This is a genomic window from Bradyrhizobium sp. HKCCYLS3077 (assembly GCF_051167555.1).
GTDB lineage: Bacteria > Pseudomonadota > Alphaproteobacteria > Rhizobiales > Xanthobacteraceae > Bradyrhizobium.
In genome coordinates this window covers 42,043-68,314 of the sequence record NZ_JBNPTH010000004.1, presented here as the reverse complement: position 1 = coordinate 68,314, position 26,272 = coordinate 42,043, and the positions used below count along the sequence as shown (strand labels likewise).

At 65.7% G+C, this 26,272-nt stretch carries 22 protein-coding genes; 16 read left to right on the top strand and 6 right to left on the bottom strand.

All coding sequences use genetic code 11. From position 1 onward, the window contains the following. Positions 1-10 precede the first annotated feature (10 nt). The 3 genes from trpC (at position 11) to ACQR0Z_RS16500 (ending at position 4,179) form a co-directional block, all read left to right on the top strand. A complete protein-coding gene (gene trpC / locus ACQR0Z_RS16510; RefSeq protein ID WP_434919359.1) occupies positions 11-829 on the top strand; it encodes an indole-3-glycerol phosphate synthase TrpC in 819 nt (272 codons plus the stop codon). A 6-nt stretch (positions 830-835) separates the two neighbouring features. Continuing rightward, positions 836-1,318: a cyclic pyranopterin monophosphate synthase MoaC gene (gene moaC, locus ACQR0Z_RS16505; RefSeq protein WP_434919358.1), complete on the top strand. Its 483-nt coding sequence runs from the start codon at positions 836-838 to the stop codon at positions 1,316-1,318. Between the two features lie 149 nt (positions 1,319-1,467). Further along, positions 1,468-4,179 (top strand): bifunctional diguanylate cyclase/phosphodiesterase, encoded by a 2,712-nt coding sequence (locus ACQR0Z_RS16500; protein WP_434919357.1) that lies wholly within the window; start codon positions 1,468-1,470, stop codon positions 4,177-4,179. Between the two features lie 245 nt (positions 4,180-4,424). Here ACQR0Z_RS16500 and ACQR0Z_RS16495 read toward each other — a convergent pair whose 3' ends face one another. After that, positions 4,425-5,759 (bottom strand): S41 family peptidase, encoded by a 1,335-nt coding sequence (locus ACQR0Z_RS16495; protein WP_434919356.1) that lies wholly within the window; start codon positions 5,757-5,759, stop codon positions 4,425-4,427. Positions 5,760-6,154: 395 nt separating this feature from the next. Between ACQR0Z_RS16495 and ACQR0Z_RS16490 the strand changes: the two genes are divergently transcribed. The 9 genes from ACQR0Z_RS16490 (at position 6,155) to ACQR0Z_RS16450 (ending at position 14,139) form a co-directional block, all read left to right on the top strand. Continuing rightward, on the top strand, positions 6,155-7,291 hold the full coding sequence (locus ACQR0Z_RS16490) for an alpha-hydroxy acid oxidase (protein ID WP_434919355.1): 1,137 nt from the start codon (positions 6,155-6,157) through the stop codon (positions 7,289-7,291). Positions 7,292-7,335: 44 nt separating this feature from the next. Beyond that, the gene (locus ACQR0Z_RS16485) at positions 7,336-7,965 is read left to right on the top strand and encodes an HAD family hydrolase (RefSeq protein ID WP_434919354.1); all 630 of its coding nucleotides are present in this window, start codon (positions 7,336-7,338) and stop codon (positions 7,963-7,965) included. Between the two features lie 803 nt (positions 7,966-8,768). Then, positions 8,769-9,011 (top strand): FitA-like ribbon-helix-helix domain-containing protein, encoded by a 243-nt coding sequence (locus tag ACQR0Z_RS16480; protein ID WP_434919353.1) that lies wholly within the window; start codon positions 8,769-8,771, stop codon positions 9,009-9,011. Between the two features lie 7 nt (positions 9,012-9,018). Then, positions 9,019-9,453, top strand: a complete 435-nt coding sequence (locus tag ACQR0Z_RS16475) for a type II toxin-antitoxin system VapC family toxin (RefSeq protein WP_434859107.1) — start codon at positions 9,019-9,021, stop codon at positions 9,451-9,453. Between the two features lie 254 nt (positions 9,454-9,707). Next, positions 9,708-10,367, top strand: a complete 660-nt coding sequence (locus tag ACQR0Z_RS16470) for a hypothetical protein (protein ID WP_434879999.1) — start codon at positions 9,708-9,710, stop codon at positions 10,365-10,367. A 1-nt stretch (position 10,368) separates the two neighbouring features. Beyond that, a complete protein-coding gene (locus tag ACQR0Z_RS16465; protein ID WP_434919352.1) occupies positions 10,369-11,178 on the top strand; it encodes an alpha/beta fold hydrolase in 810 nt (269 codons plus the stop codon). 121 nt (positions 11,179-11,299) lie between these two features. Next, positions 11,300-12,511 carry a molybdopterin molybdotransferase MoeA gene (locus ACQR0Z_RS16460; RefSeq protein ID WP_434919351.1) on the top strand — a complete coding sequence of 404 codons (1,212 nt, stop codon included), beginning with the start codon at positions 11,300-11,302 and terminating at the stop codon, positions 12,509-12,511. Positions 12,512-12,718: 207 nt separating this feature from the next. Next, positions 12,719-13,420 (top strand): transcriptional repressor LexA, encoded by a 702-nt coding sequence (gene lexA / locus ACQR0Z_RS16455; protein WP_434859110.1) that lies wholly within the window; start codon positions 12,719-12,721, stop codon positions 13,418-13,420. A 281-nt stretch (positions 13,421-13,701) separates the two neighbouring features. Beyond that, a complete protein-coding gene (locus tag ACQR0Z_RS16450) occupies positions 13,702-14,139 on the top strand; it encodes a hypothetical protein (protein WP_434919350.1) in 438 nt (145 codons plus the stop codon). Between the two features lie 561 nt (positions 14,140-14,700). Here ACQR0Z_RS16450 and ACQR0Z_RS16445 read toward each other — a convergent pair. Beyond that, a complete protein-coding gene (locus ACQR0Z_RS16445) occupies positions 14,701-16,992 on the bottom strand; it encodes a ComEC/Rec2 family competence protein (protein ID WP_434919349.1) in 2,292 nt (763 codons plus the stop codon). Positions 16,993-17,130: 138 nt separating this feature from the next. Here ACQR0Z_RS16445 and ACQR0Z_RS16440 point away from each other — a divergent pair, with 138 nt between their 5' ends. Then, complete coding sequence (locus ACQR0Z_RS16440) at positions 17,131-17,343, top strand: hypothetical protein (protein ID WP_434919348.1); 213 nt, start codon at positions 17,131-17,133, stop codon at positions 17,341-17,343. Positions 17,344-17,355: 12 nt separating this feature from the next. On the opposite strand, the gene ACQR0Z_RS16435 is transcribed toward ACQR0Z_RS16440, so the two are convergent. After that, positions 17,356-19,041 carry a glutamine--tRNA ligase/YqeY domain fusion protein gene (locus ACQR0Z_RS16435; RefSeq protein ID WP_434919347.1) on the bottom strand — a complete coding sequence of 562 codons (1,686 nt, stop codon included), beginning with the start codon at positions 19,039-19,041 and terminating at the stop codon, positions 17,356-17,358. Between the two features lie 137 nt (positions 19,042-19,178). Between ACQR0Z_RS16435 and gltX the strand changes: the two genes are divergently transcribed. From gltX to ACQR0Z_RS16420, 3 genes are all read left to right on the top strand, one after another. Further along, positions 19,179-20,603: a glutamate--tRNA ligase gene (gltX, locus tag ACQR0Z_RS16430; RefSeq protein WP_434919346.1), complete on the top strand. Its 1,425-nt coding sequence runs from the start codon at positions 19,179-19,181 to the stop codon at positions 20,601-20,603. Positions 20,604-20,927: 324 nt separating this feature from the next. Further along, positions 20,928-22,232, top strand: a complete 1,305-nt coding sequence (gene gltA / locus ACQR0Z_RS16425; protein WP_434879990.1) for a citrate synthase — start codon at positions 20,928-20,930, stop codon at positions 22,230-22,232. Positions 22,233-22,445: 213 nt separating this feature from the next. Further along, complete coding sequence (locus ACQR0Z_RS16420) at positions 22,446-23,216, top strand: dienelactone hydrolase family protein (RefSeq protein WP_434879989.1); 771 nt, start codon at positions 22,446-22,448, stop codon at positions 23,214-23,216. 172 nt (positions 23,217-23,388) lie between these two features. On the opposite strand, the gene lpxB is transcribed toward ACQR0Z_RS16420, so the two are convergent. Genes lpxB through lpxA form a run of 3 tightly spaced genes read right to left on the bottom strand, consistent with a single transcriptional unit; the run spans position 23,389 to position 26,249 of the window. Then, positions 23,389-24,582 carry a lipid-A-disaccharide synthase gene (gene lpxB, locus ACQR0Z_RS16415; protein WP_434919345.1) on the bottom strand — a complete coding sequence of 398 codons (1,194 nt, stop codon included), beginning with the start codon at positions 24,580-24,582 and terminating at the stop codon, positions 23,389-23,391. Beyond that, the gene (locus ACQR0Z_RS16410) at positions 24,579-25,436 is read right to left on the bottom strand and encodes an LpxI family protein (protein ID WP_434919344.1); all 858 of its coding nucleotides are present in this window, start codon (positions 25,434-25,436) and stop codon (positions 24,579-24,581) included. Before ACQR0Z_RS16410 ends, lpxB begins: the two co-directional genes overlap by 4 nt. Positions 25,437-25,439: 3 nt before the next feature. Further along, positions 25,440-26,249, bottom strand: coding sequence for an acyl-ACP--UDP-N-acetylglucosamine O-acyltransferase (lpxA, locus tag ACQR0Z_RS16405; RefSeq protein ID WP_434879988.1), 810 nt, complete (start codon positions 26,247-26,249; stop codon positions 25,440-25,442). Positions 26,250-26,272 lie beyond the last annotated feature (23 nt).

Here is a 26,272-nt window from a genome sequence, read left to right as displayed (position 1 = left end):
GGAGTCCGGCATGTCCGACATTCTGGCCAAGATCGAAGCCTACAAGCGCGAAGAGATCGCGGCCGCGAAGCGGGCATGCCCGTTGCCGGAACTCGAGGCGCGTGCGCGCAATGCCTCGCCGCCGCGCGGCTTCGTCAACGCGATCCGTGCCAAGCATTCGCACGGCAATTATGCACTGATCGCCGAGATCAAGAAGGCGTCGCCCTCGAAGGGCCTGATCCGCGCCGATTTCGATCCGCCGGTTCTTGCCAAAGCCTACGAGGCCGGCGGCGCGGCCTGCCTGTCGGTGCTGACGGATACGCCGTCGTTCCAGGGCCATCTCGACTTCATGGTCGCCGCGCGCGCCGCAACCGCCCTGCCCGTGCTGCGCAAGGACTTCATGTTCGACACCTATCAGGTGGTCGAGGCGCGCGCGCATGGCGCCGACTGCATCCTGATCATCATGGCCGCGCTCGATGACGCGGCGGCCGCCGATATCGAGGCGGCGGCGCTGGCCTGCGGCATGGACGTGCTGATCGAGATTCACGACCGCGCCGAGCTCGACCGCGCGCTCAGGCTGCGCTCGCCGATGATCGGCATCAACAACCGCAACCTGCGCACCTTCGAGACCACGCTGGCGACCTCGGAAGCGCTGGCGCCGCTGGTGCCGAAGGAGCGCCTGCTGGTCGGCGAGAGCGGCATCTTCACATGCGCGGATCTTGCGCGTCTGGCACGGGTCGACATCCAGACCTTCCTGGTCGGCGAAAGCCTGATGCGGCAGGCTGACGTGACAGCGGCGACACGTACCCTGCTCGCCCGTGATGCCGCCTCTGCCAGCGCGGCCGAGTAGCCGGCGATGACCGAGAAGCCGTCCCTCACCCATATCGACGCCCGCGGCGAAGCCCGCATGGTCGACGTGTCCGACAAGGCCGCGACGGAACGGACCGCAACGGCCGAGGGACGCGTCGTGATGAGTCCTGCGACGCTGGAGCTGATCGTCTCCGGCAATGCCAAGAAGGGCGACGTGCTCGGCACGGCCCGCATCGCCGGGATCATGGCGGCGAAGCGAACGTCGGACCTCATTCCGCTGTGCCATCCGCTGGCGCTGTCCAAGGTCACCGTCGACATCACACCGGATACTGCCCTGCCGGGCTGCATCGTCAGCGCCACCGTGAAGGTGACCGGACCGACCGGCGTGGAGATGGAAGCGCTCACGGCCGTCTCGGTCGCCTGTCTCACGATCTACGACATGATCAAGGCCGCCGAGCGCGGCGTGCGTATCGAAGGCATCCATCTGACCGAGAAGATCGGCGGCAAGTCCGGGCATTATCGCGCCTGACGGTATTTTCAATCTCAATACAACTTCAAATTAATCGTTCGCTAACTCAACTTCCTAACCTCACTTCCATCGCGGGCATGTAGCCATGGTTGTGGGAGGGGCGTCATGCGTTCCATCCCGAAGCGCCGATCGCAAGCGTATTCAGGACGATGACGACCAAGATCGACCCACGGGATGCCCTCAGAACTTCGAACGACCGCGGCGGTCCGATCCGCTGGCTGGTCGGCGGAGGACTTGTGCTCATCGCTGCCATCGCGATCGGCGCGACCATCATGGCCGACAGTTTTCGCGAACGCGCGCTGAACAGCGCGACGCGGGAACTCGAGAACACGGTGCTGCTACTGGCGCGCCATTTCGACCAGCAGATGGAGGATTTCGCCGCCATCCAGCGCGACCTCGCCAACTACGTGCGGCAGAGCCGCATCGACACCAGCGCCCGCTTCCACGACCAGATGGGAACGGCCGCCGTCAATTCCATGCTGAAGGGCAAGCTGAGCGCGATGTCCTATGTCGGCGGCCTCAACATCTTCGATGCCGACGGCAACCTGATCAATTCGGCAACGGTGTGGCCGGTGCCCGCGATCAACATCTCCGATCGTTCGTTCTTCAAGCGCCTCAAGTCCGATCCAACCGCGCCGCAACTGCTGATCGAACCGATCGTGGGCCGGATCAGCGGGACCTATGTCGCGGTCCTCGCGCTGAAGCTGACCAGCCCGTCCGGCGAATTCCTCGGCATCATCAGCCGCAGTCTCGAACCCATCAATGTCGAGCGCTTCTTCGCCTCCGTCGCGCTCGGACCCGAAGCTGCGATCTCCATGATGCACTTCGACGGCACGCTGCTGGCGCGATACCCGCGGCATGACGGCATGGTCGGCCAGAACTACAAGGATGCCCCCATCTTCCGGCAGATCCTTGCCGGCGAGGGCAACACGACGGGTATCTTCAACAGTCCCGTCGACGGCGAGCACCGCATCGGCGCCTCGCACCGGCTGACGAGCTATCCGCTGATCGTGACCGCGACGACCACCGTCTCCGCCGCGCTGGCCGATTGGCGCGAGCAGATGCGCTTCCTGATCAGCGTCGGCGTCACCTCGGTGCTGCTGATCGCCGGCATGCTCACCGTCGTTGTGCGCCGCCTGATCAGCGATCACGAGGCGTCGAACCGCCGCTTGACGCTGGAAAAGGAGCGGCTGGACAAGGCGGTCAACAACATGACCCAGGGACTGCTGCTGTTCGACGCCTCGGAACGCCTGGTTATCAGCAATCAACGCTACATCGAGATGTACGGCCTGTCCGCCGAGATCGTGAAGCCCGGCTGCACCTTCCGCGAGCTGATCGCGCACCGCAAGGCGTCCGGCTCGCTCGCCGGTGACGAGAGTGAATATGCCGAGGCCGTGCTGCGCGACGTCGGTCGCAACAGCTCTCAGATCATCGAGACCACCGACGGCCGCTGGATCCAGATCGTCAACGAGCCGATCGCCGGCGGCGGCTGGCTCGCCACCCACGAGGACATCACCGAGCGCAAGCGCGCCGAGCAGCAGATCACCCATCTGGCGCACTACGACGCGCTGACGGACCTGCCCAACCGCACGCTGTTCCACGAACGGTTGAAGCAGCACCTCTCCGATCTTGCGAGCGGACAGCGGCTGGCGCTGCACTACATCGACATCGACGAATTCAAGGGGGTCAACGATTCGCTCGGCCACCTGATCGGCGATGAACTGCTGAAATCGGTCGCGGCGAGTCTCCGGACCTGCGTCGGCGACGCCGGCTTCGTCGCGCGCCTCGGCGGTGACGAGTTCGCCGTCGTCCAGACATCGATGCGCGACCAGCAGGACGTCGAGCGGCTGATCGAGGCCATCCTGGCCGCGATCCGCGTGCCGCGCGACTGCCTCGGTCACCAGCTCACCGCAGATGCCTCGATCGGCGTGGCGCTGATCCCGGAGCACGGCACCGATCTCGACCAGATCATGAAGAACGCCGATCTGGCGATGTATGCCGCGAAGGCCGCGGGACGTCATACCTGGCGCTTTTTCGCCCCAGAGATGGACGCCCAGGTCAAGGCGCGCCGTCAGCTCGAGGTCGACCTGCGCCAAGCGATCGCCGACGGCCAGCTCGAAGTCTACTACCAGCCCTGCCTGAGCCTGCAGGACGACCGCATCGTCGGCTGCGAGGCGCTGGTGCGCTGGAAGCATCCGATGCGCGGCAACGTATCGCCGGCCGAGTTCATTCCGATCGCCGAGGATACCGGGCTGATCAACGATCTCGGCGAACACGTTCTCCAGGTCGCCTGCAGCGAGGCGGCGAGCTGGCCGGACGACATCCGTCTCGCCGTCAACGTCTCGCCGGTGCAGTTCAAGAGCGGCACGCTGGCGCTGAAGGTCGCCAAGGCGCTCGCCGACTCCGGGCTGTCGCCACACCGGCTGGAACTGGAGATCACCGAGGCGGTGCTGATCCGTGACGACGACGCGCTCGACACGTTGCATCAACTCCGTGCGCTCGGCGTGCGCATCGCGCTCGACGATTTCGGCACCGGCTATTCGAGCCTGAGCTATCTGCAGCGCATCCCGTTCGACAAGATCAAGATCGACCGCTGCTTCGTCAAGGACATCACCGAGAGCGAGGGCTCGGCGAGCATCGTGCAGGCCGTCGTCAACATCGCCGCCATCCGCAAGATGTCGACGACTGCCGAAGGCGTCGAGACCGAGGCGCAGCGCCAGGTGCTGAAACGGCTCGGCTGCTCGGAGATGCAGGGCTATCTGTTCAGCCCTCCGAAGCCCGCGGCCGACGTTCGCCAACTCTTCGCGACGCACCGCGCCGACCCCAATGCTCGTCGGCGATCCCGGTCCGACGCGGCCTGACCGCAGTTCCAAACCGATAAATACCGCTGCAATTTGAGCCTTTTCTGCAAGCCAAATTCAAACCCTATCCGCCGAATCGTACCACCTGCCGCTTGCGGTTCACCTCAGCGCCATGATCTATCGGACACAGGCGGACATACTCCGTGTTCGTCTGTACACGCTGGTCGAAAACCACGACGGGACGGCCATAACGGCCGCCCCGTCGGGTGTGAAGCATCCGGCGCCAACCGGCCGCGCCGTCCTGATCAGTTCGGCACCGCCGCCTTGGCACGCACATCCGCATTGACGGTCACGCCGCGCAACACGTTGAAGGCCGCGTGTAGCGCCTTGTCGTCCTTCTCGTCCGGCGGAACGTAGGATTGCGACCCGGTCTGCTCGGTGCCGTCGGCGGCCGACAGATGGCCGCGCATCCCCGCCTCGCCCTTGAGATCGCTGCGATCCTTCAGCTCATCCGGCACGTCCTGCTTGACTTCGATGTCTGGCGCGATGCCCTGCGCCTGGATCGAGCGGCCCGAGGGCGTGTAGTAGCGCGCGGTGGTCAGCGCCAGCGCGCCGTTGCCGGCGCCGAGCGGAATGATGGTCTGCACCGAGCCCTTGCCGAACGAGCGCGTGCCGACCAGCGTCGCGCGCTTGTGATCATGCAGCGCGCCGGCCACGATCTCGGACGCCGAAGCCGATCCGCCGTTGATCAGCACCACAAGCGGCTTGCCCTTGGTAAGATCGCCGCCGCGCGCCGTGAAGCGCTGCGTCTCCTCGGGATTGCGGCCGCGCGTGGAGACCACCTCGCCGCGCGGGATGAAGGTGCTGGACACCGACACCGCCTGATCGAGCAGTCCGCCGGGATTGTTGCGGAGGTCGACGACGTAGCCCGCGAGCTTCTCCTGCGGAATATCCTTGGAGATGCTGGCGATGGCCTTGCGCAGACCTTCGGTGGTCTGCTCGTTGAACGAGGTGATGCGGATGTAGCCGATGTCGCCGCCCTCGGTGTGATAGCGCACCGGCCGCACCTTGATGATCTCGCGGTTCAGCACGACGTCGAGCGGAGCATCCTTGCCCTTGCGCATGATGGTGAGCTTGGTCTTGGTGTTGACGCCGCCCTTCATCTTGGCGACCGCTTGTTCGAGCGTCAGCCCCTGCACGTTCTCGCCGTCGATCTTGGCGATGAGATCGCCCGAAAGGATTCCCGCCTTGGAAGCGGGCGTGTCGTCGATCGGGGCCACGACCTTGACGAGGCCATCCTCCATGGTCACCTCGAGACCAAGCCCGCCGAATTCGCCGGAGGTGGTCTCCTGCATGTCGCGCCAGGATTTGTCATTCATGTAGCGCGAATGCGGATCGAGCGACGACACCATGCCGTTGATCGCGCCTTCGATCAGCGCGGGATCGCTCGGCTTCTCGACGTAGTCGGCGCGCACCCGCTCGAACACGGCGCCGAACAAATTGAGCTGCGAATAGGTGTCGCCCATGCCGGCCGCCGCCTTGGCCTTTGCGACGAGCTGCGCGCCATCGGGCCCGGTGACCATCAGGGTCAGACCGATGCCGGTCATCGTGCCCGCCAAGAACAGCCAGTTTTTCCGCATTGTTTGCTTCCCGAGCGTTTGTTGGATGGCCGGCCGATTCACTGGTCCGCACGCATCGCCGGCGCGATTGGTGTTGCGAACTCACACCACATTTTCGGTTTCTTCAAGGCCGATATTGCGCCGCCAACCCGCGACCGCGCCCGCTTGAGCGGAAATGGACGTTTCAGGCCTGAAATCAAGATCGAAACGCAGCCTTCGCCGGATCCGATCAGACCTCTCCGGTCTTCCACGGTGACGGGCCGATCACAGCTCACCAAGTCGTGTTGAGCTGCTGCACCCTGCCCGGCCCGCGGTGAAGCGATCACTCGCCAGTTCGGAATGGCTTGCACTGGGGCTCGCCGATGGGCAATGCTCGCGAAAAGATAACGCAAGATAACAGGTGCTGGGAGGCAGGCATGAATCAACAGACCCCGATCGAGGGTGGATGGCGCAACGTCGAGCTCGGCGCCAGCGACGAGAAGTTCCAGAACCTGCACGAGTTCATCCGCAAGGCGCGCGCGCAGCTCAATCAGAACGCCTGGGACTACATCATCGGCGGCGCCGAGACCGAGACCACGCTGCGCCGGAACCGGATGGCGCTGGACGAGATCGCGTTCCGGCCGCGTGTGCTGCGCGACGTCTCGCGGGTCGACGGCTCGGTCGAGGCGTTCGGACGCAGGCTGCGCCTGCCCGTCGTGATGGCCCCGGTCGGCGCGCTCGAGATCTTCGATCCCGCGGGCGCGGCGAGCGTGGCTCGCGGCGCGGGCCGATTCGGAGCCGCGCACATGCTGAGCTCGGTGTCGGAGCCGGGATTGGAGAAGACGGCCGAGGCCGCGCCCGACGCGCTGCGCATCTTCCAGCTCTATGTCCGCGGCGACGACGCCTTCGTCGAGGATTACGTGAGCCGCGCCGTCGCCAACCGCTACGCGGCGTTCTGCCTCACCGTGGATACCGCGCATTACAGCCGGCGCGAGCGCGACATTGCCAAGCGCTATGTGCGCGAGAGCCGGCTGCGCGCAACCGGCGGCGATCACCAGAAAGCGCTGAGCTGGCACACGGTCAAGCTGATCAAGGACAAGTTCAAGCTGCCGCTGATCATCAAGGGCATCGCCACCGCCGAGGACGCGCAAATCGCGGTCGATCACGGCGTCGACTGGATCTACGTCTCCAACCATGGCGGCCGCCAGCTCGATCACGGCCGCGGCGCCATGCATGTGCTGCCTGAGGTGGTCGCGGCGGTGAAGGGCCGTGCCAAGATCATGGTCGATGGCGGCTTTTGCCGCGGCACGGATATCGTCAAGGCAATCGCCTCCGGCGCAGATCTCGTTGGAATCGGCCGACTGCAATGCTGGGCGCTCGCCGCTGCCGGCGAGGACGGCATCCTTCGGATGCTCGAATTGTTGGAGGACGAGGTCATCCGCGCGCTCGGCCTGCTCGGCGTCACCTCCTTCGCCGAGTTGAACGGCTCCTATCTGCATCCGGCGACCGCGACCAACATGCCGAGCGTCGTCAGCGCGTTTCCGCTGGTGGACATCGAGCCCTATCGGTATTGAGGAGGCGATCCTTCGCTCAACCTCAAGCCCGACCGCAGCTTCCCATGCCCTCCTCCGCTCTCCGTCCCGGCGCGGCCGATGCGCTGCTGTTCGATCTCGGCCGCGTCGTCATCGACATCGATTTTTTCGAGGTCACCTCGCGCTGGGCCGCGCATGCCGGCTGTCCCGCCGAGCAGATCGCCGTGCGCTTCGTGCGCGACGAGATCTATCACGGCCATGAGCGCGGCACCGTCTCGGATGCCGCGTTCTTCGCCAATCTGCGCAGCCAGCTCGGCATCGACATCACCGACGAGCAGTTTCTCGACGGCTGGAACGCGATCTTCGTCGGCCCGATGCCGGGCATCGCGCCGCTGCTGGCCCGCGCCGCCGAGAAGCTGCCGCTGTACGCGTTCTCCAACACCAACCAGCCGCACGTCGAACACTTCTCGCCTGTTTATGCCGACCTGCTCGGTCATTTCCGCGAGGTCTTCCTGTCGTCGACGATCGGCCTGCGCAAACCGGACCTTGAGGCCTTCGCGCATGTGGTCGCTGCGATCGGCGTGCCGGCGGAACGCATCGTGTTCTTCGACGATCTCGCGGAGAACGTCGACGGCGCGCGTGCCAGCGGGCTGCAGGCGGTGCTGGTCCGTTCGACGGATGATGTGGCGGCGGCCATGCAGGCGCTGGGGATCTGAGTGCGTTTGACTTGCAGGTTGCCATTGCCTCCCAAGTCTCTCCTCCCAAGTCTCTCCGCACGAAACGATCAATAGGTCCTTCGTCATTGTGAGCCACCCGGTCCGCGCGAAGCGCGGCCGGATGACAGGCTCCGCGAAGCAATCCAGAGTCCCGCCCGCCACCCTGGATTGCTTCGCTGCGCTCGCAATGACGGTTTTCAACCATGCAAATTTGTTCTCGCGGCATGAGATGCCCGAGCTTTGCTGAACTCATCACCCTCCTCCCTCGGAGGGCGCAGGGAATGCCGGGCTGCAGGCCGCAACCCATGGCCCGCCTGCAACAAGAAAAGCAGGCGGCAGTCACCACAGGTTCAGCCGACATCCGGCATTCCCTGCGCGATGGTCTTCACGCTTATACGCGATCTCCCCGGTGCCCGGCTTGTTGGCCACCGTCGCCAGCTGGGATCATCAGGACCCACCGGCTTGGCATCAGCGTCGGGATGCCAGGACCACGCGATTTCACGTCCACGTCATGCCGTTCGTCCGCGCGCCATCAAAGCACGCTGCGACACGTCGCGGCCACCGCATCCCGCGCTCCACGTCTCGTGACGATCGCGAAGCACCCCTCCTGTCGAGCACGGGACCAAATCAGCATAGCAGAGTATTCGGAAATATAGAAGACATTTCTTTGCTCGGCATTTGGGAGCCGGTGCGGCGCACACAGCAGGCCGAGCCAAGCTCCGAATATCCCGGTCGGCAAGGAGCCGTAGCTTGATTGCAATGCAATCAGCGCTTAGTCTCAGACGGAGGTATAAGAGGCGATCATGGCGAGTATCACCATCAGCGATGTGGACGATAGGCTGAGGCTCTGCCTCGAGGTCCGCGCAGCTCGGCACGGCCGATCACTCGAGGAGGAGGCACGCGAAATACTGCAGCAGGCGATCGGCGACGGGGTGCCGGTAGCAAACCTCGGCCAGCGGATTCACGAACGCTTTGCTGCGCTCGGTGGCGTCGAGCTTGAGCTTCCAGAGCGCAAGCCGATGCGCGACCCGTCGGGGCCGACGTGAGGCATTTTTGATCATCATCGATACCAACGTGATTTCCGAAGTTATGAGGCCTGTGCCGGCGTCGGCAGTGTTGGGCTGGTTCGCCGCTCAAGATGCAAGCGAGCTTTATTTGAGCGCGGTAAGTGAGGCTGAGCTGCGGGTCGGAGTAGCCGTCATGCCGAGCGGCAAGCGTCGCGAGGCCCTAATGGCAACAATTGATGCTATGATTGATCAGGACTTCGCCGGTCGAATCTTGCCATTCGACAGTTCCGCGGCAAAGGCTTATGCGGCCATCGCTGCAGTCCGTCGCGCTCTCGGTCGTCCGATCATGGATGCCGATTGCCAGATTGCAGCCATCGCGCAGGTCGCAGGTGCTGCCCTGGCAACGCGAAATGTTGCTGACTTCAACGGATGCGGACTCCGCATCATCAATCCATGGCAGAGTTCAGCAACGAGCGGCTGACTGATTTTGCTCGACCTGACGCGGAACGTAAATTGAACTCAGTCTTGCCAAGGTATAGCGAGCTTGCCAGCGTTTGCGGCAGCGGTCGCCACGGTGGATGAGCCTAGCCTGCGCCGATCGACGTCCGTGAAGGTTTGGTCCAGGCGCGCTCGACGGGAGGTTCAATGAACATCGACATCATCTCCTTGCGCGACCGCCCGGACTTGATCCCCTGCGTGTTCTCGCCCGAGCTCGACGCCGTCTGGCCCGAGTTCATGCGGCAGGATCGGACGGCGATGCTGTATTATGATGAGCCCGCGTTCGCTCATTACGCCGACTGCGCTTTCGCAGCTCTCGCCGGCGACGAGGTTGTCGGGCGCGCCTTCGCGGTGCCCTTCGCCTTCGGCATCGAGGGCCGCGACGAACTGCCCAATGCCGGCTGGGACGAGGTGATCCGCTGGGGTCACGAGGACCGCATGCTGGGACGGCAGCCGACGACCATGAGCGCATTGGAGATCGCCCTGCTGCCGAAGGCGCGCGTGCCGGGCAGCTCGCGCGCCATGCTCGATGCGTTCAAGCAATGCGCGCGAGCGAAGGGCTTCTCCGAGCTCTACGCGCCGGTGCGGCCGAACCAGAAGCATTTGCAACCGCGAATCCCGATGCACGCGTATCTCGATGAGCGCCGCGCCGACGGCCAGCTCGCCGATTCCTGGCTGCGCACGCACCTCGCGATCGGTGGCGAGATCGTCAAGATTGCGCCGTGCTCGATGACTATTGTCGGCACGCTTGCAGAGTGGTCACAATGGACGGGCGTGCCATTCGATCATTCAGGCGAGGTCGAGATCCCCGGCGCGCTGGTGCCCGTGCTCACATCGGTCGAGCAAGATTACGCCGTCTACGTCGAACCCAACGTGTGGATCAGGCATCCGGTGTGATATGAACTCACTTCGTCGAATTATTTCCGGCCGTGCAAAACTCGCGACGTTGGTTGCCGGCCGAGGCGAGCCCGTCGTCTTCCTGCATGCAGCGGTGTTCGACCACACCATGTGGCTTGCGCAGATCGACGACATCGCAGCCACCCACACGGCGATCGCCTACGATCGCCGCGGCTTCGGAGAGACGGTGGCAGAGATCGAAGACCATTCACCGGTTGCCGACTTGCTCGCGGTGATCGATGCGCTCGCGCCGGGCCGGCCGGCGACGCTTGTCGCCTGTTCGCAAGGCGGAAAGATCGCGCTCGACTTCGCGCTGGCGCAGCCGTCGCGGACACGTGCCCTCGTTCTGATCGCGCCCTCGATAAGCGGAGCGCCAGAGCCGGTCTACCCACCGGCCATCACGGCGCTGCTGCGCGATGTCGCCGCAGCAGAGGCGGCACGCGATTGGGACCGCGTCAGCATGCTCAAGGCGCATCTCTGGCTCGACGGTCCGCTCGCACCTAATGGGCGCGTATCGGGCGAGTTGCGCGACATGTTTCTGCAGAAGAACGCCGCCGCGCTGCGCGCAGCGCCGGTGGGCGCAAGTCTCGACGTGACACCTGCCTTCCCGCGCCTCGGCGAGATCACCGCGCCGGCGCTCGTGATCTGGGGCGACCTCGACTTTCCTCATATCCAGGAGCGAAGCCGATTGCTTGCTGCGACGACGCCGAACGCGGCCGGTCACGGGATCACCGGTGTTGCGCATCTGCCGAGCCTCGAACAGCCCGCGGAGGTCACCGGACTGATCACGAGGTTTCTCGCCACATTGTGAGAGCGCCCCGCGCGAGGCTGCTCCCCAAGGCACCGGTCGGAATGGCCCCTTGGCCCCGCCCTGCGCGTTCGGTTAGAACGCGACTCCCTCGACTCGTCCGCCTCCTTCCAAAGGAACTCTGATGGCCTTGATGCCGGTGTCCGATGCGTTGTCCGCGGTGCTTGCCGGCGCCGAGCCGCTGCCTGAGGAGATGGTCGGGCTGGACGAGGCATTCCACCGCATCCTGGCGCGCGACCTGGCGGCACTGCGGACGCAGCCACCGGAGGCGATGTCGGCGATGGACGGCTACGCGCTGCGGGCGGCCGATGCCGACAGGCCTGGCGCCAAGCTCAAGGTGATCGGCGAGGTCGCGGCCGGGCGGCCGTTCGATCGCGTGGTCGGCGCTGGCGAGGCGGCGCGCATCTTCACCGGCGGCGTCGTGCCGGAGGGCGCCGATGCGGTCGTCATCCAGGAGGATACGACCGCGGAGGGCGGCCATGTGGTCCTCAACGAGGCGGCCATCAAGGGCCGGCACATCCGCCCCGCGGGTGTCGACTTCCATCAGGGCATGGTGCTGCTGAAGGCCGGACGCCGGCTCAGCGACCGCGACCTGTCGCTGGCGGCCAGCATGAATCATCCGGCGCTGCCGGTGCGGCGGCGGCCGAAGGTGGCGCTGCTCGCGACCGGCGACGAACTGGTGATGCCGGGCTCAGAGCCCGGTCCCGGCCAGATCGTCTATTCCAACGGCTATGCGCTGCGGGCGCTGGTGCGTAGCGAGGGTGCCGAGCCGATCGATCTCGGCATCGCCGTCGACACGATGGAGGCCACCGTGGCCGGTATCCGCCGGGCGCGCGAGTCTGGAGCCGACATCCTGATCACCACCGGCGGCGCCTCGGTCGGCGACCATGATCTGGTCAAGCAGGCCCTGGAGGCCGAGGGCGTCGAGATGGCGTTCTGGAAGATCGCGATGCGGCCGGGCAAGCCGATGATGCACGGCCGGCTCGGCGGCATGAGGGTGATCGGCCTGCCGGGCAACCCGGTGTCGTCCTATGTCTGCGCCATCCTGTTCCTGGTGCCGCTGATTCGTGCCCTGCTCGGGCGCGAGGAGGTCGCGCCGCCGCGCGAGACCGCCCTGCTCGGCCGCGAACTCGGGCCGAACGACTCACGCGAGGACTATCTGCGCGCGCAGTTGGAAGAGCGCCCCGACGGCACGCTGATCGCCACGCCGGTGAACCAGCAGGATTCGTCTCTGCTCGGGAATCTCGCGCTTTCGCAGGCGCTGGTGATCCGTCCGGCCTTCGCGCCGAAGGCTCCCGCAGGCAGCCCTTGCGAGATCCTGCGCCTGCCCAGGTGAGGCGTCGGTGGGTGGGCTTCCTCCGGTAAAGCTCGGTCCATTCATCATATTTTTAGGATTGCAGAACACACATCGAACAGATAGTGTCCGTTCATGATTTGTTTTTAGTATGTTGCGGGTGACGTGAATGACGGTCGTCCAGTTGGGCTCTGGGACGCAAGAGCTCTTGAGAACTTCGGACGACAACCAACCGGGGACCAGGTCGAGATGCTGACGCGCAAACAGTACGAACTTCTGCGGTTCATCAACGAACGGCTCAAGGAAGCCGGCGTGCCGCCGTCCTTCGACGAGATGAAGGATGCGCTCGACCTGCGCTCCAAGTCCGGCATCCATCGGCTGATTACAGCTCTCGAAGAGCGCGGCTTCATCCGCCGGCTGCCCAATCGCGCCCGCGCGATCGAGGTGATCAAGCTGCCCGAGCTCTCGCAGGCCGCCAACAACCGGCGCGGCGGATTCACGCCGTCGGTGATCGAGGGCAATCTCGGCAAGGTGCGCACCTCGACGCCGGCGCTCGACGATGGCGAGCGTCCCGTCGCGGTGCCGGTGATGGGCCGGATTGCCGCGGGTACGCCGATCGAGGCGCTGCAGACGCGCAGCCACACCATCAGCGTGCCGGCCGACATGCTCGGCAATGGCGAGCACTACGCGCTCGAAGTCCGCGGCGATTCGATGGTCGACGCCGGCATCCTCGACGGCGACATGGCGCTGATCCAGCGCAACGAGTCCGCTGACACCGGCGACATCGTCGTGGCGCTGATCGACGACGAGGAAGCGACTTTGAAGCGCTTCCGCCGCCGCGGCGCGTCGATCGCCCTGGAGCCGGCCAACACGGCGTATGAGGTGCGCATCCTGCCGCCCAACCGGGTGAAGATCCAGGGCAAGCTGGTCGGGCTGTACCGGAAGTACTGAGTCCCGGCGTCTGCGAGGCCGCCGGATCTGCCCAGCAGATCGGCGGTGTGAGCCGCCCGGACTCGCGGCCGCCTATTTATGAGTCAGTTGAGAATGCACATCATGATGTGCAGCGCGGCACACTCAAACGCTTGTGATCGGCAGCGCCCGCGCGCACTGCAGATCAGCGCAGAATTGCCGCGAAGCGCGCGCTAACATCGCTCCCGATGTCCACTCTGATAGAGGCCTGCGCCTGTCCGGGGGGAGCGTGGGTCAGCTATCTCTGAACGAGGAGCGATCCGATGTGTGACTACAGCCTCCATGCCGTTGCCTCCCGTCCCGCCAAAGTCGGCGAGACGCTGATCTCGACGACGTTCCGCGGCACCGCGACCCGCGGCTTCGCCTTGGAAAGCGAGCCGACCGTCGCGGTCTGCATGCTGCCCGGCACCGAGCTCGCCTTTGCCGAGGACGTCCGCTACGACAGCCGCTGGCTGTGGACCCGCACGATCCGCGAGCGCGTCGCCAAGTTCAACACCATCGAGAAGCACATTCCCGACCGCCATCACGACGCGATCGAGTTCGCGGATGGACGCCACGTGCTGGTGACTCAGCTCTGCGAAGGCCAGCGCGTCACCGTGCTGCAATTGCCGGTCAGCAAGCAGCCCGGCGAGCGTCGTGACATCGCGGAAGACGTGCCGGCACAGCAGCCGACGCCGATCCGCCGCATCAGCATCACCTGACCGGTAGGCATCACCTAGGTCACGCGACGAGCGGATCGCATCCGCATTCGTCGTTCCGGATCGCACGCGACACTGCAACCGTCGGACGGCTCTCAGCCAGCTCTGACGATTGCGGTGCCGTTGGCGTCTGTGAATCGTGGAATCGCCCATCCTAACGACCGCACTGGCCATGATGTGCTTCTACAGAATCGCATCTGGCGGCCCCGCGCTCGTTCACCCTCCCCTGGAGGGGGAGGGTCGGCTCATAGGCGCAAAGCGCGTATGAGCCGGGTGGGGTGATCTCTCCACTTGCACCGGCGCCCGCGGCTTCATCCCACCCCGCTCGCCCGCTTCGCGCGCGATCGACCCTCCCCCTCCAGGGGAGGGTGAGACCGATGTCGCGGTGCCTTGCCAGCGTCATCATAGGCAGTCGACGACTGTCGCGCAGAGCAGCCGGCGAAACTTTGTCCCAATCGTCAATGAGAGCATGATGGGCTCGATCGACTTCATGCTCTGGCTGTGTCCTGGTGCTCGCCTCCAGGGCAGGGATTGGGACGCTGCAGCGGTGGCGTGGGCGCCAGCCTAATCCTCACCACCCTGCTCCATCTCCGGCGGCGTCGCGTCCTGCGCGCGCGACGGTGACGCGCGCGGCGTCAGTGTCGCCTCGAACTCGCTGGCCTCGGCCGGCGCCGGCCACCACGGCCGGCCGGTGCCGTCGGCGCGCGCCGGCGTAACGGCGAACCCCTTGCCGCTCTGCACGAGCATCAAGGCGCCCTGCTGCTGCAGCCGCGGACGGTCGATCACAGCGGCCTGGCAGGATTTTGGGGCGGAGCGCGCCGTCACCACCAGCGCAGCGCGGGCGCAATCGTCGGCGAGGGCGTCCGCGCGCAAGGTCAGCGCGACGATGCGGCCGTCGGCCATGGCGACCACGCATCCTTGTTCGTCACAGGACACGCCGTCACTGAGCGACGACTCGGCAGGCAGCCGCGCGTCGGCGTCGGCCGCGAGCCATTCCTTGGTGACGAACACGTCCTTGCCGCTGCGCATCACATGCAGGCGTCCATCGCGGCCGCGGACGGCCACGGCACGCCCATCGCCGGAGACGAGAATGTCCGGCTGCGGCGTCACGACGGCCCAGGCCGCGGCCGCCGCCAGCAGCACCGCGCCCGACCAGCGCAGCGGCGTGCGCAAGAGGCCGATCAGCACGAGTCCCAGGCTGGCTGCGATCAGCGGCCCGATGCCGAACGCCTGGATGCGCCCGACGGCGCCGGGTAATGCGGCGACCCATCGGGTCACCGCGATCATCCAGTCGATGCCCCAGCCCATCACCGTCCAGCAGACGCCGTCGAGGCCGAACGGCGCCGCCAGCAGGCCTAGCAGGCCGGCCGGCATCACCAGCACCGAGACCACCGGCATGGCCGCAAGATTGGCCAGCACGCCGTAGGGCGTGACGCGGTGGAAATGAAACGCCGCATAGGGCGTGGTCGCAAGCCCCGCGATCAGCGAGGCCAGCAGCAGCATGGACAGTTCGCGACCGCCCCACAAAGCGATGCGCTGCGTCGTCGAACTGTCCGGCGTGGCAAACAGTTTCGGCAGCCCGAACTGCACCAGCGCGACGAGGCCGAGCGTCGCCGCAAACGACATCTGGAAGCTCGGATGCACCAGCGCTTCGGGAGCCGCGATCAGCACGACCATCGCGGCCACCGCGAGCGTGCGGAAGGTGACGGCGCGGCGGTCGACCATCACGGCGATCAGCACCACCGCCGTCATGAAGAACGATCTTTGCGTCGCGACCTCGGCGCCGGACAGCAGCAGATAGAACGCGGCCGCAAGCAGCGCCGCGGCTGCCGCCCATTTCTTGATCGGATGGCTGATGGTGAGGCCCGGGATCAACGCGAGCAGCGCGCGCATCGCGAAGAACACGACGCCGGCAACAACCGCCATGTGATAGCCCGAGATCGACAGCACGTGGCCGAGGCCGGAGATGAACATCGCGTCGTTGACGTCGGGCGTGATGGCGTCGCGCCGCCCGGTCAGCAGCGCGGTGGCGATGGCGCGCTCGTCGCCATTCAGCCGCGCACGGATGCGCGCATCGATCGCATCGCGCAGGCCCTGCATGGTCGCGGCATAGCGCAACGCCAATCCGCGCTCCTGCGCCGGGGGCTGCACGGTGATCGCACCCATCACGAAGCCGGAGGCGCCGATGCCCTGGAAGAACATGTCGCGCGCAAAATCGTAGCTGCCGGGACGCACCGGCGCGAGCGGCGGCAGCAGCCGTGCCTTGAGCTGCACGAAGCTGCCGACCTCCGGCGCCGTGCCCTTGCGCACCGCGAGCCGCACGCGCGCGAGCGTGACGCTGCTGCGCGGGCTCTCCATCGACGTCACCCGCAGCACGATGCGGTCGCTGCGCTCGCGGATATCGCGCGCTTCGACGAAGCCCGTGAGCGCGACCGAGTACAGCGGCCGGGCCAGCACGGGATGGGCGACGCGGGCGGTCTTGGCGGTCGCGACGGCAAACCCTGCCGCCGCCGCTGCGATCATTACGGCCGCCGGAAACAGCCGATGCCGGCGCATCAGCCCGGCCGCGACGCAGAGCAGCACCGCCGTGACGGCGGTGATCCACAGCACGGGCTCGTGGTCGGCGGAAAAATACAGCGCGATGCCGGCGCCGAACGCGACGGGCACCCAGGGCAACAGCCGCCCTGCGCCGGCCTCGTCCCGGGCCCAGCTCCCGAGCTTGCCGGCAAGCGACGGCCATGCGCCGGCGCCGATGGCGGACCAGCCGCCGGCGAGCGCGCCGCGCGGCGGCCAGACATCGGCCATCACGCCCGCGAACCCGCGCCGCCCTCCTGGCGGCCGCACCGGCCCCGCCATGCCCACACCACCCGCTACCGGACTGGCGTCAGGCTACCGGAAGCTGTGCGAGCGCGCCTAGCAGAACGGAACGGGAATATCGGTCGATGCATTCCGCGATGCACTGGAACTTTCGTCCGTCCCCGGAGTTATACGGCAATGGACGACCACGCGATCGACGACCCCTTCGCCGACCTCGAACTCGACAAGGCGATCCACCTGCGCTGGACCCTGCGCGACATCAAGGCCAACCGGCTCACCCTTTCTCCCGTCAGCGACGAGGACCTGTCGCTGCTCACCGAGCGCGGTCTCGTCGAAGTCAGCGACGGCGTGCCGGCGCTGACCGATGCCGGCCAGGATGCGATCGGCTGAGCCGCGCGCGCCTCAGCCCTTCGCGACCTCCTTCGCGAAGGTGTCGCGCAGGCCGATGGTGCGGTTGAACACCAGCCTGTCGGGCGTCGAGTCGGGGTCGCGCACGAAGTAGCCCTGGCGCTCGAACTGCATCGGCTCGGCCGAATTGCTTTCGGCGATCGCCGGCTCGATGCGCGCGTCGGTCAAGACCTCCAGCGAGTTCGGATTGAGGTCAGCGGTGAAGTCCGCCGCGTTCGGGCTCGGATTGGCGAACAGCTGGTTGTAGATGCGAATCTCCGCGACACGCGACTGCGCGGCCGGCAGCCAGTGCATCGTCGCCTTGACCTTGCGTCCGTCGGGCGCGTTGCCGCCCTTGGTCGCGGGATCATAGGTACAGCGCAGCTCGACGATCTCGCCGGCGTCGTTCTTGATGACCTCGCGGCACTTGATGAAATAGGCGTAGCGCAGCCGCACCTCGTTGCCCGGCGACAGGCGGAAGAACTTCTTCGGCGGGTTCTCCATGAAGTCGTCCTGCTCGATATAGAGCTCGCGGCCGAACGCGATTCTGCGCGTGCCGGCCGAGGGGTCGTCCGGATGGTTGATCGCCTCGAGCTCCTCGACCTGGCCTTCCGGATAGTTCTCGATCACCACCTTCAAGGGACGCAGCACCGCCATGCGGCGCTGCGCCGTGCGGTTGAGCTCCTCGCGGATGCAGAATTCGAGCATGCCGACATCGACGATGCTGTTGGCCTTGGCGATGCCGATGCGCTTGGTGAATTCGCGCACCGCCGCCGGCGGCACGCCGCGTCGCTTCAATCCGGCGATGGTCGGCATACGCGGATCGTTCCAGCCGGAGACATGGCCGTCCTGCACCAGCCGCGTCAGCACGCGCTTGGACAGCAGCGTGTAGGTGAGGTTGAGGCGCGCGAACTCGTACTGCCGCGGATGCGACGGCACCGGCAGCTTGTCGAGCAGCCATTCGTAGAGCGGCCGGTGATCCTCGAATTCGAGCGTGCAGATCGAATGCGTCACGCCTTCGATCGCGTCCGACTGGCCGTGGGCGTAGTCGTAGCTCGGATAGATCTTCCAGGTGTCGCCGGTGCGCGGGTGGTGGGCGTGCAGGATCCGGTACAGCACGGGGTCGCGCAGATTGATGTTGCCGGCGGCCATGTCGATCTTGGCGCGCAGCACGCGCGCGCCGTTGGGGAATTCACCCGCCTTCATGCGCCGGAACAGGTCAAGATTCTCCTCGACGGTGCGGTCGCGGAACGGGCTGTTCTTGCCGGGCTCGGTCAGTGTTCCGCGCGCCAGCCGGATCTCCTCCTGGGTCTGGTCGTCGACATAAGCGAGGCCGGCCTTGATCAGGCCTTCGGCCCACTCGTAAAGCCGCTCGAAATAATCCGAGGCATAGAACAGGTTGTCGTCCCAGTCGTAGCCGAGCCAGCGCACGTCGGCCTGGATGGAATCGATGTATTCCTGCTCTTCCTTGGTCGGATTGGTGTCGTCGAAGCGCAGATTGCAGCGGCCGCCGAATTCCTTGGCGATGCCGAAATTGAGACCGATCGACTTGGCATGGCCGATATGCAGGTAGCCGTTCGGCTCCGGTGGGAACCGGGTGACGACCGTCTTATGCTTGCCGCTGTCGAGATCGGCCTGGACGATGTCGCGGATGAAGTCGCGCCCTGCCTCTGCCGTCGCTGCCGTGTCGTTCGTGGTCATCAAGAAATATCCTGCTCCGGAATTTGGCAGTCTATGTGCCAAATCCGCCTCCCCCAAGGAAGGCTTTAGTTATGCGATAGGCCTGCTATACACCCCCCGCCCGCTTGAGCCCCTGCCTGGATTTCGTGCTGCCGCCCATGACCACCCCGATCGTCACGCGCTTTGCCCCCTCCCCGACCGGCTTTCTCCATATCGGAGGCGCCCGGACGGCCCTGTTCAACTGGCTGTATGCGCGCGGCCGCGGCGGCAAGATGCTGCTCAGAATCGAGGACACCGACCGCGAGCGCTCGACCGACGCGGCCATCACGGCCATCCTCGACGGGCTGAAATGGCTCGAGCTCGATTGGGACGGCGAAGTCATCTACCAATATAGCCGCGCCGCACGGCATCGCGAGGTCGCCGAGCAGCTGCTCGCCAGCGGCATGGCGTATCGCTGTTATGCCACCGCCGACGAGCTGGCAGCCATGCGCGAGAAGGCGCGCGCGGAAGGCCGCACTCGGCTCTACGACGGCATGTGGCGCGACCGCGATCAGAAGGAGGCGCCGGAGGGCGTCAAGCCGACCATCCGGCTGCGCGCGCCGCTGACCGGCGAGACCGTGATCGAGGACCAGGTGCAGGGCCGCGTGGTCTGGCAGAACGAGAACCTCGACGACCTCGTGCTGCTGCGAGGCGATGGCAATCCGACCTACATGCTGGCCGTGGTGGTCGACGATCACGACATGGGCGTCACCCACGTCATCCGCGGTGACGATCATTTGATCAATGCCGCGCGCCAGAAGCAGATCTACGATGCGCTGGGCTGGACGGTGCCGTCGATGTCCCACATCCCGTTGATTCACGGGCCTGACGGCTCGAAGCTGTCGAAGCGCCATGGCGCGCTCGGCGTCGATGCCTACCGCGCGATGGGATATCTGCCGTCCGCGCTGCGCAATTACCTGGTGCGGCTCGGCTGGAGCCATGGCGACCAGGAGATCTTCTCGACCGACGAGATGATCAAGGCGTTCGATTTGCCGGCGATCGGCCGCTCGGCCGCGCGGTTCGATTTCGCCAAGCTCGAAAACCTCAACGGCCACTATATCCGCCACAGCGACGACGCCGCCCTGGTGCGCCAGTTCGAGGACGTCTTGAACTACGTGCCGAACGGCGCGGCCCTGAAAGCCAAGCTCAACGATGCGACGCGCGCGCAGCTCACCCAGGCGATGCCCAGCCTGAAGGAGCGCGCCAAGACGCTGCTGGAGCTGATCGACGGCGCCGCCTTCATCTTCGCCGACCGGCCGCTCGCCATCGACGCCAAGGCTGCCGCGCTGCTGACACCGGACAGCCGCGCCTTGATCGGCCGGCTGCAGGAGGCGCTGTCCGCGGTCGAGCCGTGGAGCGGACAAGCCACGGAGGCCGCGCTGCGTGCGTTTGCGGAAGCCAACAATCTCAAGCTGGGCGCGGTGGCCCAGCCGCTGCGGGCCGCGCTGACGGGGCGGACCACGTCGCCCGGCATCTTCGACGTCCTGGCGATCCTGGGACGTGATGAATCCTTGGGCCGTCTGCAGGACCAGGCCACCTCATAAGGTCTGAGGGACCCCATCTTGCAGCGCACAGGGCAATACGGTACGCATTTGCGCGGCACCATCTGGTGTCCCCGACTTTGACATTCACGACACGTTGCGGCGGGCTCGTTGACGGATGTGAGGGCCGAAGGACACTAGTAAGTATAAGATTCCAGTGTGGTTTCGGATTTGACCTTCGCTTAAGCACTTCGCGCAAGACTCGCCGCGACCTGAAGCGAATGCCAGAACCACCGCACTGGATAAAGTCCACCCGCCCTGCCATCTCTCACAAAGAACAAGGGCCAAGACTAACGATCAGCCTAACGATCTCATCGGGGACAAACGATGGACGCAAAATCCGCTAGCAAGACCGCGACCCTCACCGTCGGCAACAAGAATTTCGATCTTCCGATCCTGAGCGGCACGGTGGGCCCCGACGTCATCGACATCGGCAAGCTCTACGCCCAGACCGGGATGTTCACCTATGACCCCGGCTTCACCTCCACCGGCAGCTGCCAGTCGAAGATCACCTATATCGACGGCGACGCCGGCGTGCTGGAATACCGCGGCTACCCGATCGAGCAGCTCGCCGAGAAAGGCGACTTCCTGGAGACCTGCTATCTCCTGCTCTACGGGGAGCTCCCGACCGCCGCGCAGAAGAAGGACTTCGACTATCGCGTGACCCATCACACGATGGTGCACGAGCAGATGTCGCGCTTCTTCCACGGCTTCCGCCGCGACGCGCATCCGATGGCCGTCATGGTCGCCTCGGTAGGCGCGCTCGCCGCGTTCTACCACGACTCGACCGACATCAACGATCCGAAGCAGCGCATGATCGCGTCGATGCGGATGATCGCGAAGATCCCGACGCTGGCGGCGATGGCCTACAAATACACGATCGGCCAGCCTTTCGTGTATCCGAAGAACTCGCTGTCCTTCGCCGAGAACTTCCTGCACATGTGCTTCGCGGTGCCCTGCGAGGAGTACAAGCCGAACCCGGTCCTCGCCGACGCGCTCGACAAGATCTTCATCCTGCACGCCGACCACGAGCAGAACGCCTCGACCTCGACGGTGCGCATCGCCGGCTCCTCGGGCGCCAACCCGTTCGCCTGCATCGCCGCCGGCATCGCCTGCCTGTGGGGTCCGGCGCATGGCGGCGCCAACGAGGCGGCGCTGAACATGCTGGCCGAGATCGGCACCGTCGACAAGATTCCGGACTTCATCGCCAAGGTGAAGGACAAGAACAGCGACGTGCGCCTGATGGGCTTCGGCCATCGCGTCTACAAGAACTACGACCCGCGCGCCAAGATCATGCAGAAGATGTGTCACGCGGTGCTCAAGGAGACGGGCCACGCCGACGACCAGATGCTGAAGGTCGCGATGGAGCTCGAGAAGATCGCGCTCAGCGATCAGTACTTCATCGACCGCAAGCTGTACCCGAACGTCGACTTCTATTCGGGCATCACGCTGAAGGCGATGGGCTTCCCGGTGTCGATGTTCACCGTGCTGTTCGCCGTCGCCCGCACCGTCGGCTGGATCAGCCAGTGGAGCGAGATGATCGAGGACCCGCAGCAGAAGATCGGCCGTCCGCGCCAGCTCTACACCGGCGTCGCGACGCGCAACTACGTCGACCTCGACAAGCGCGGCTGATCGCAGTCCGCAACAGATGAACGATGAAAAGGCCCGTCCGGCACGCTGGACGGGCCTTTTTCTTTGCGCTGAAATCCGCGCGCCGCTAACGCCGTTCGAGTAGCCCGGATGACGCGGCGGCATCCGGGTTCATCACTGCCGTCGCGGGAGACACCGGAGATGCTGCGCTCATCCGGGAGACGAATTCTACGACTTGTGAGAACGGTAAGCACGATGGCGAAGCGGTTTCCATTGTCGCTATGGGCTTGCATCGCGGCACTCGCCCTCGTCTTCACCCACACGACGCCGGCCCGCGCGATCGAAACAGCGCCGCAAGAGCTGACCGTCTCGGTCGCCGACGCGTCACTCGCGATCAAGCTGTTTGCCGGTCAGCGCGCAGGCAAGCGGCCGGCAGTGATCATTCTTCATGGTAGACAGGGGCTCGACAAGTTTCTCCCGACCTATACTCGTTACGCCGAGGCATTGGCTGCGCAGGGCATCGACGCTGCGCTTCTGTCCTATTACGACGAAGCCGACTTGCGGATGATGGCGTCGTCCGATCGGAGCATTCGGCAAAACTACTTTTCAGAGCACCTCTCTGTTTGGTCAGAACGGGTGCATGAGGTTACAAGATATTTGTCCAGACGACAGGACTGCACGGGAAAGGTCGGCCTGTTAGGTTTTTCCAATGGTGGCTTCCTGGCGGTCGCATCCGCGGCTCAGGATCCGACAATCAGCGCGCTCGTCGTTTTCTACGCTGGCATCGCTGGCACGCAAGAATCCGTCAAGTTGCCGCCGCTCCTCGCGATCCATGGCGACGCAGATCGCGTCATCCCCCTTGCATCCGGACGGGCGTTGGTCGACCGCGCCAAGGCGCTCGGTGGAGAGGCCGAACTCGTCGTTTATCCGAGCCTTGGTCACAGCTTCGATTTCGACGCAACCCGCCCCGAGGCAGCGGATGCCCTCGCGCGAGCGACCAGCTTTTTACTGGAGCGATTGAAGTGAACGATCCCGGTGTCCTGCCGTAGCGGTGGGCAAAGCGGCCGCCGCAAGGCGGCAGCGTGCCCACCGTCGTGCAGCGGATTCTGCCGCAAGACGGTGGGCACGGCGCCACGAAGATCTCACATGTCGAGAGAGCACGGTGGCGCCTTTGCCCACCCTACGCTTTCATTACTAATTAGGATGTCGCTCGCCATCCTTGTCGCATCGTCGCAAGCACGATGTCCGCCGCGCGTTCGCTCGGCGAGGCGGTGCCGGTGGCCATGATGCCATCGAGGCGATTGAACGCGTCGACCTGGCGCGTGCGGATCGGACCGTTGCTCAGGAGATCAACCAGCACCGGCGCGAGGTTGTCGGCCGTGCAGGCTTCCTGCAGATATTCCGGAATCACGTTCTCGCCGATCACCAGGTTGGCAAGGATCACGGACTGCACGTTGACGATTCGTCTGAGAATGAAGGCTTCGACCTCGCCCACGCGATAGGCCGTGACCATCGGAACACCTGACAGCGCAAGCTCCAGCGTCACCGTTCCCGACTTCGCGAGCGCCGCATGGGCGCTTCTGAAGGCGGCGCGCTTCTCGGCTTCGCCAGTCACGATCTTCGGCGTCACCGGCCAACTCGTAACCCCTGCCCTGACGGCGGCTTCGAGATGCTGCGTCGTCGGCAGCACCGCTTCGAACGCAATGCCTTGCGCCTGCAGGCGCGACAGCGTCTCGCCGAACACCGCCATGTGGCGCGCGACCTCGCTGCGACGGCTGCCGGGCAGCACCAGCAGCAGCGGCGGCTTGCCATCGCGCCGCGCCTGCTCCTCGGCGTTCGGACGCAAGCTCGACAATTGCTCGATCAAGGGATGGCCGACATAGCTGCAGGGCGGACCGCCCAACCTCTGAAACGCCTCCGGCTCGAACGGCAGCAGGCCGAGCACGTGGTCGATATAGCCGTGCATGGCGCGGGCGCGGCCGGGACGCCAGGCCCACACGGTCGGCGCCACGTAGTTCACGATCGGAATGGCGGGATCGCGCGCGTGGACGCGCTTCGCCACGCGCTGGGTGAAATCCGGGCTGTCGATGATGACAAGGACATCGGGCTGGCTCGCCACGACGGCGTCCACCGTCTGCCGGAGCAGGCGCAGGATCTTCGGCAGCTGCTTGATGACGGCGGTGAAACCGACGATCGAGAGCTCCTCGATCGGAAACAGCGAAGACAGCCCCTCGCCGATCATGCCGCGGCCGCCGACGCCGGAGAATTCGACGCTGTCGCCGAGCCGCTGGCGCAGCACCTTCATCAGGCTGGTGCCGAGCCGGTCACCGGACTCTTCGGTCGCGACCAGGCAAATCCTGCGGACGGCCCGGCCTGCCGACGGCGGCGTCACGCGGTGACGCCCGTGATGAACACACCGGCGCGGTCGGCGGCTTCCACGGTCTCCTGCGGATCGGCCAATAGCGTGTAGGCGGCTGCCACGGCGGCACCGGCAAGGCCGGCGGCGGACAGTCCTTCCACCGTGCGCGGACCAATGGTCGGCAGATCGTAACGCAGGTCCTGGCCGGCTTTAGGCGCCTTCACCAGCACGCCGCGCCCGGCGGCGGCGCGGATGCGCCTGTTGGCACGCAGCCGGGCCACGCGGGCCAGCAGCCCGTCGGTGCCCTCGATGTCCTCGAGCGCCACGACGTGGCCGTCGATCACCACCACCGCCTGCCCGACATCGAACGGCGCCATCGCCTTGAGCACGGCAAGCCCTTTGGCGATATCGTCGCGGACCAGATCGTTCGGCGCGTTGCGCGTCAGCCGGCCCTCGGGGACCAGGAGATTCGGCGCGATATCCTTGACGCCGACCATGTGGAAGCCGTGGCGCTCGAAGATGCGCCCCACCCCCGACAGCAGATGATCATCGCCGCCGCGGAAGGCCGACCAGATGTAGGGCAGCTCGCGCAAGGTGCCCCAGTCGAAGCGGATCTCCGACACCGCCGGGCGTACCAAGTTGCCGATGAACATCAGGTCGCGGACGCCTTCGGTCTTCAGGAGCTTCAGCGCGTTGCCGAGCTGGCCGAGGCCGATCCAGTGATGGCGGAAGCGCGCCAGCGGCTTGGGATCGCAGATGCCCTTCAGCGCGAACAGCACCGGCGTCTGACCGCGCGCGACGACCGCGTCGGCCACGGCGAACGGCAGCACGCCGCCCGCAGCGATCAGGCCGATCGGAGGGGCGGTGTCTGCGGCCGGCGCGCCCATGGCTCAGTGCTCGGCGGCGGGCCTGCCGCTCTCGGGCAGGCACAGCGCGCGGTGACGGCTGCCATCGATGAAGGCCAGGATCTCGGCGATCGCAGGGTCCTCTCCGGCGAGCGGACGCACGCCCGCCAGGCGATCGGCGAACACGCCGGGGCCGTGGAACAGCTTCTGATAGAAGGCGCGGACGGCGGCCAGGCGCTCGCGGGTGAACTTGCGGCGCTTCATGCCGATGACGTTGAGGCCTTCGAGCGCGGCATACTGGCCGTTGACGAGGCCATAAGGAATGATGTCGCCGCGCACGCCGCAGACGCCGCCGACCATCACGCCATGGCCGATGCGGGTGAACTGATGCACCGCGGAGAGACCGCCGATGTAGACGGCATCGCCGACCTCGACATGGCCGCCGAGCGTCGCCGACGTCGCGAAGATCACGTTGTTGCCGACCACGCAGTCATGGGCGACATGCGCGTTGTTCATGAAGAAGCCGCCATTGCCGACCTTGGTCAGGCCGCCGCCCTTGGTGGTGCCGATGTTCATCGTCACGCCCTCGCGGAAGGTGCAGCCGGAGCCGATCTCGAGCCGGTGCGGCTCGCCGCGATAGCTCAGATCCTGCGGCGCGCCGCCGAGCACGACGAACGGCGAAATGACGTTGTCGTCGCCGAGCGTGGTGTGGCCCATGATCTGGACGTGGCTGATCAGCTTGCAGTTCGCTCCGATCACGACGTTGGGACCGACGATGCAGTATGGGCCGATGACCGTGCCTTCGCCGATGACGGCGCCGTCCTCGACGCGCGCGGTGGGATCAATCTTGCTCATCTCGACGCAATCAACTCTCTACC

Coding starts and splice junctions, on each gene's coding strand:
- trpC (WP_434919359.1), top strand. CDS start 11: ATGTCCGACATTCTGGCCAAGATCGAAGCCTACAAGCGCGAAGAGATC.
- moaC (WP_434919358.1), top strand. CDS start 836: ATGACCGAGAAGCCGTCCCTCACCCATATCGACGCCCGCGGCGAAGCC.
- ACQR0Z_RS16500 (WP_434919357.1), top strand. CDS start 1,468: ATGACGACCAAGATCGACCCACGGGATGCCCTCAGAACTTCGAACGAC.
- ACQR0Z_RS16495 (WP_434919356.1), bottom strand. CDS start 5,759: ATGCGGAAAAACTGGCTGTTCTTGGCGGGCACGATGACCGGCATCGGT.
- ACQR0Z_RS16490 (WP_434919355.1), top strand. CDS start 6,155: ATGAATCAACAGACCCCGATCGAGGGTGGATGGCGCAACGTCGAGCTC.
- ACQR0Z_RS16485 (WP_434919354.1), top strand. CDS start 7,336: ATGCCCTCCTCCGCTCTCCGTCCCGGCGCGGCCGATGCGCTGCTGTTC.
- ACQR0Z_RS16480 (WP_434919353.1), top strand. CDS start 8,769: ATGGCGAGTATCACCATCAGCGATGTGGACGATAGGCTGAGGCTCTGC.
- ACQR0Z_RS16470 (WP_434879999.1), top strand. CDS start 9,708: ATGCGGCAGGATCGGACGGCGATGCTGTATTATGATGAGCCCGCGTTC.
- ACQR0Z_RS16465 (WP_434919352.1), top strand. CDS start 10,369: ATGAACTCACTTCGTCGAATTATTTCCGGCCGTGCAAAACTCGCGACG.
- ACQR0Z_RS16460 (WP_434919351.1), top strand. CDS start 11,300: ATGGCCTTGATGCCGGTGTCCGATGCGTTGTCCGCGGTGCTTGCCGGC.
- lexA (WP_434859110.1), top strand. CDS start 12,719: ATGCTGACGCGCAAACAGTACGAACTTCTGCGGTTCATCAACGAACGG.
- ACQR0Z_RS16450 (WP_434919350.1), top strand. CDS start 13,702: ATGTGTGACTACAGCCTCCATGCCGTTGCCTCCCGTCCCGCCAAAGTC.
- ACQR0Z_RS16445 (WP_434919349.1), bottom strand. CDS start 16,992: ATGGCGGGGCCGGTGCGGCCGCCAGGAGGGCGGCGCGGGTTCGCGGGC.
- ACQR0Z_RS16440 (WP_434919348.1), top strand. CDS start 17,131: ATGGACGACCACGCGATCGACGACCCCTTCGCCGACCTCGAACTCGAC.
- ACQR0Z_RS16435 (WP_434919347.1), bottom strand. CDS start 19,041: ATGACCACGAACGACACGGCAGCGACGGCAGAGGCAGGGCGCGACTTC.
- gltX (WP_434919346.1), top strand. CDS start 19,179: ATGACCACCCCGATCGTCACGCGCTTTGCCCCCTCCCCGACCGGCTTT.
- gltA (WP_434879990.1), top strand. CDS start 20,928: ATGGACGCAAAATCCGCTAGCAAGACCGCGACCCTCACCGTCGGCAAC.
- ACQR0Z_RS16420 (WP_434879989.1), top strand. CDS start 22,446: ATGGCGAAGCGGTTTCCATTGTCGCTATGGGCTTGCATCGCGGCACTC.
- ACQR0Z_RS16410 (WP_434919344.1), bottom strand. CDS start 25,436: ATGGGCGCGCCGGCCGCAGACACCGCCCCTCCGATCGGCCTGATCGCT.
- lpxA (WP_434879988.1), bottom strand. CDS start 26,249: ATGAGCAAGATTGATCCCACCGCGCGCGTCGAGGACGGCGCCGTCATC.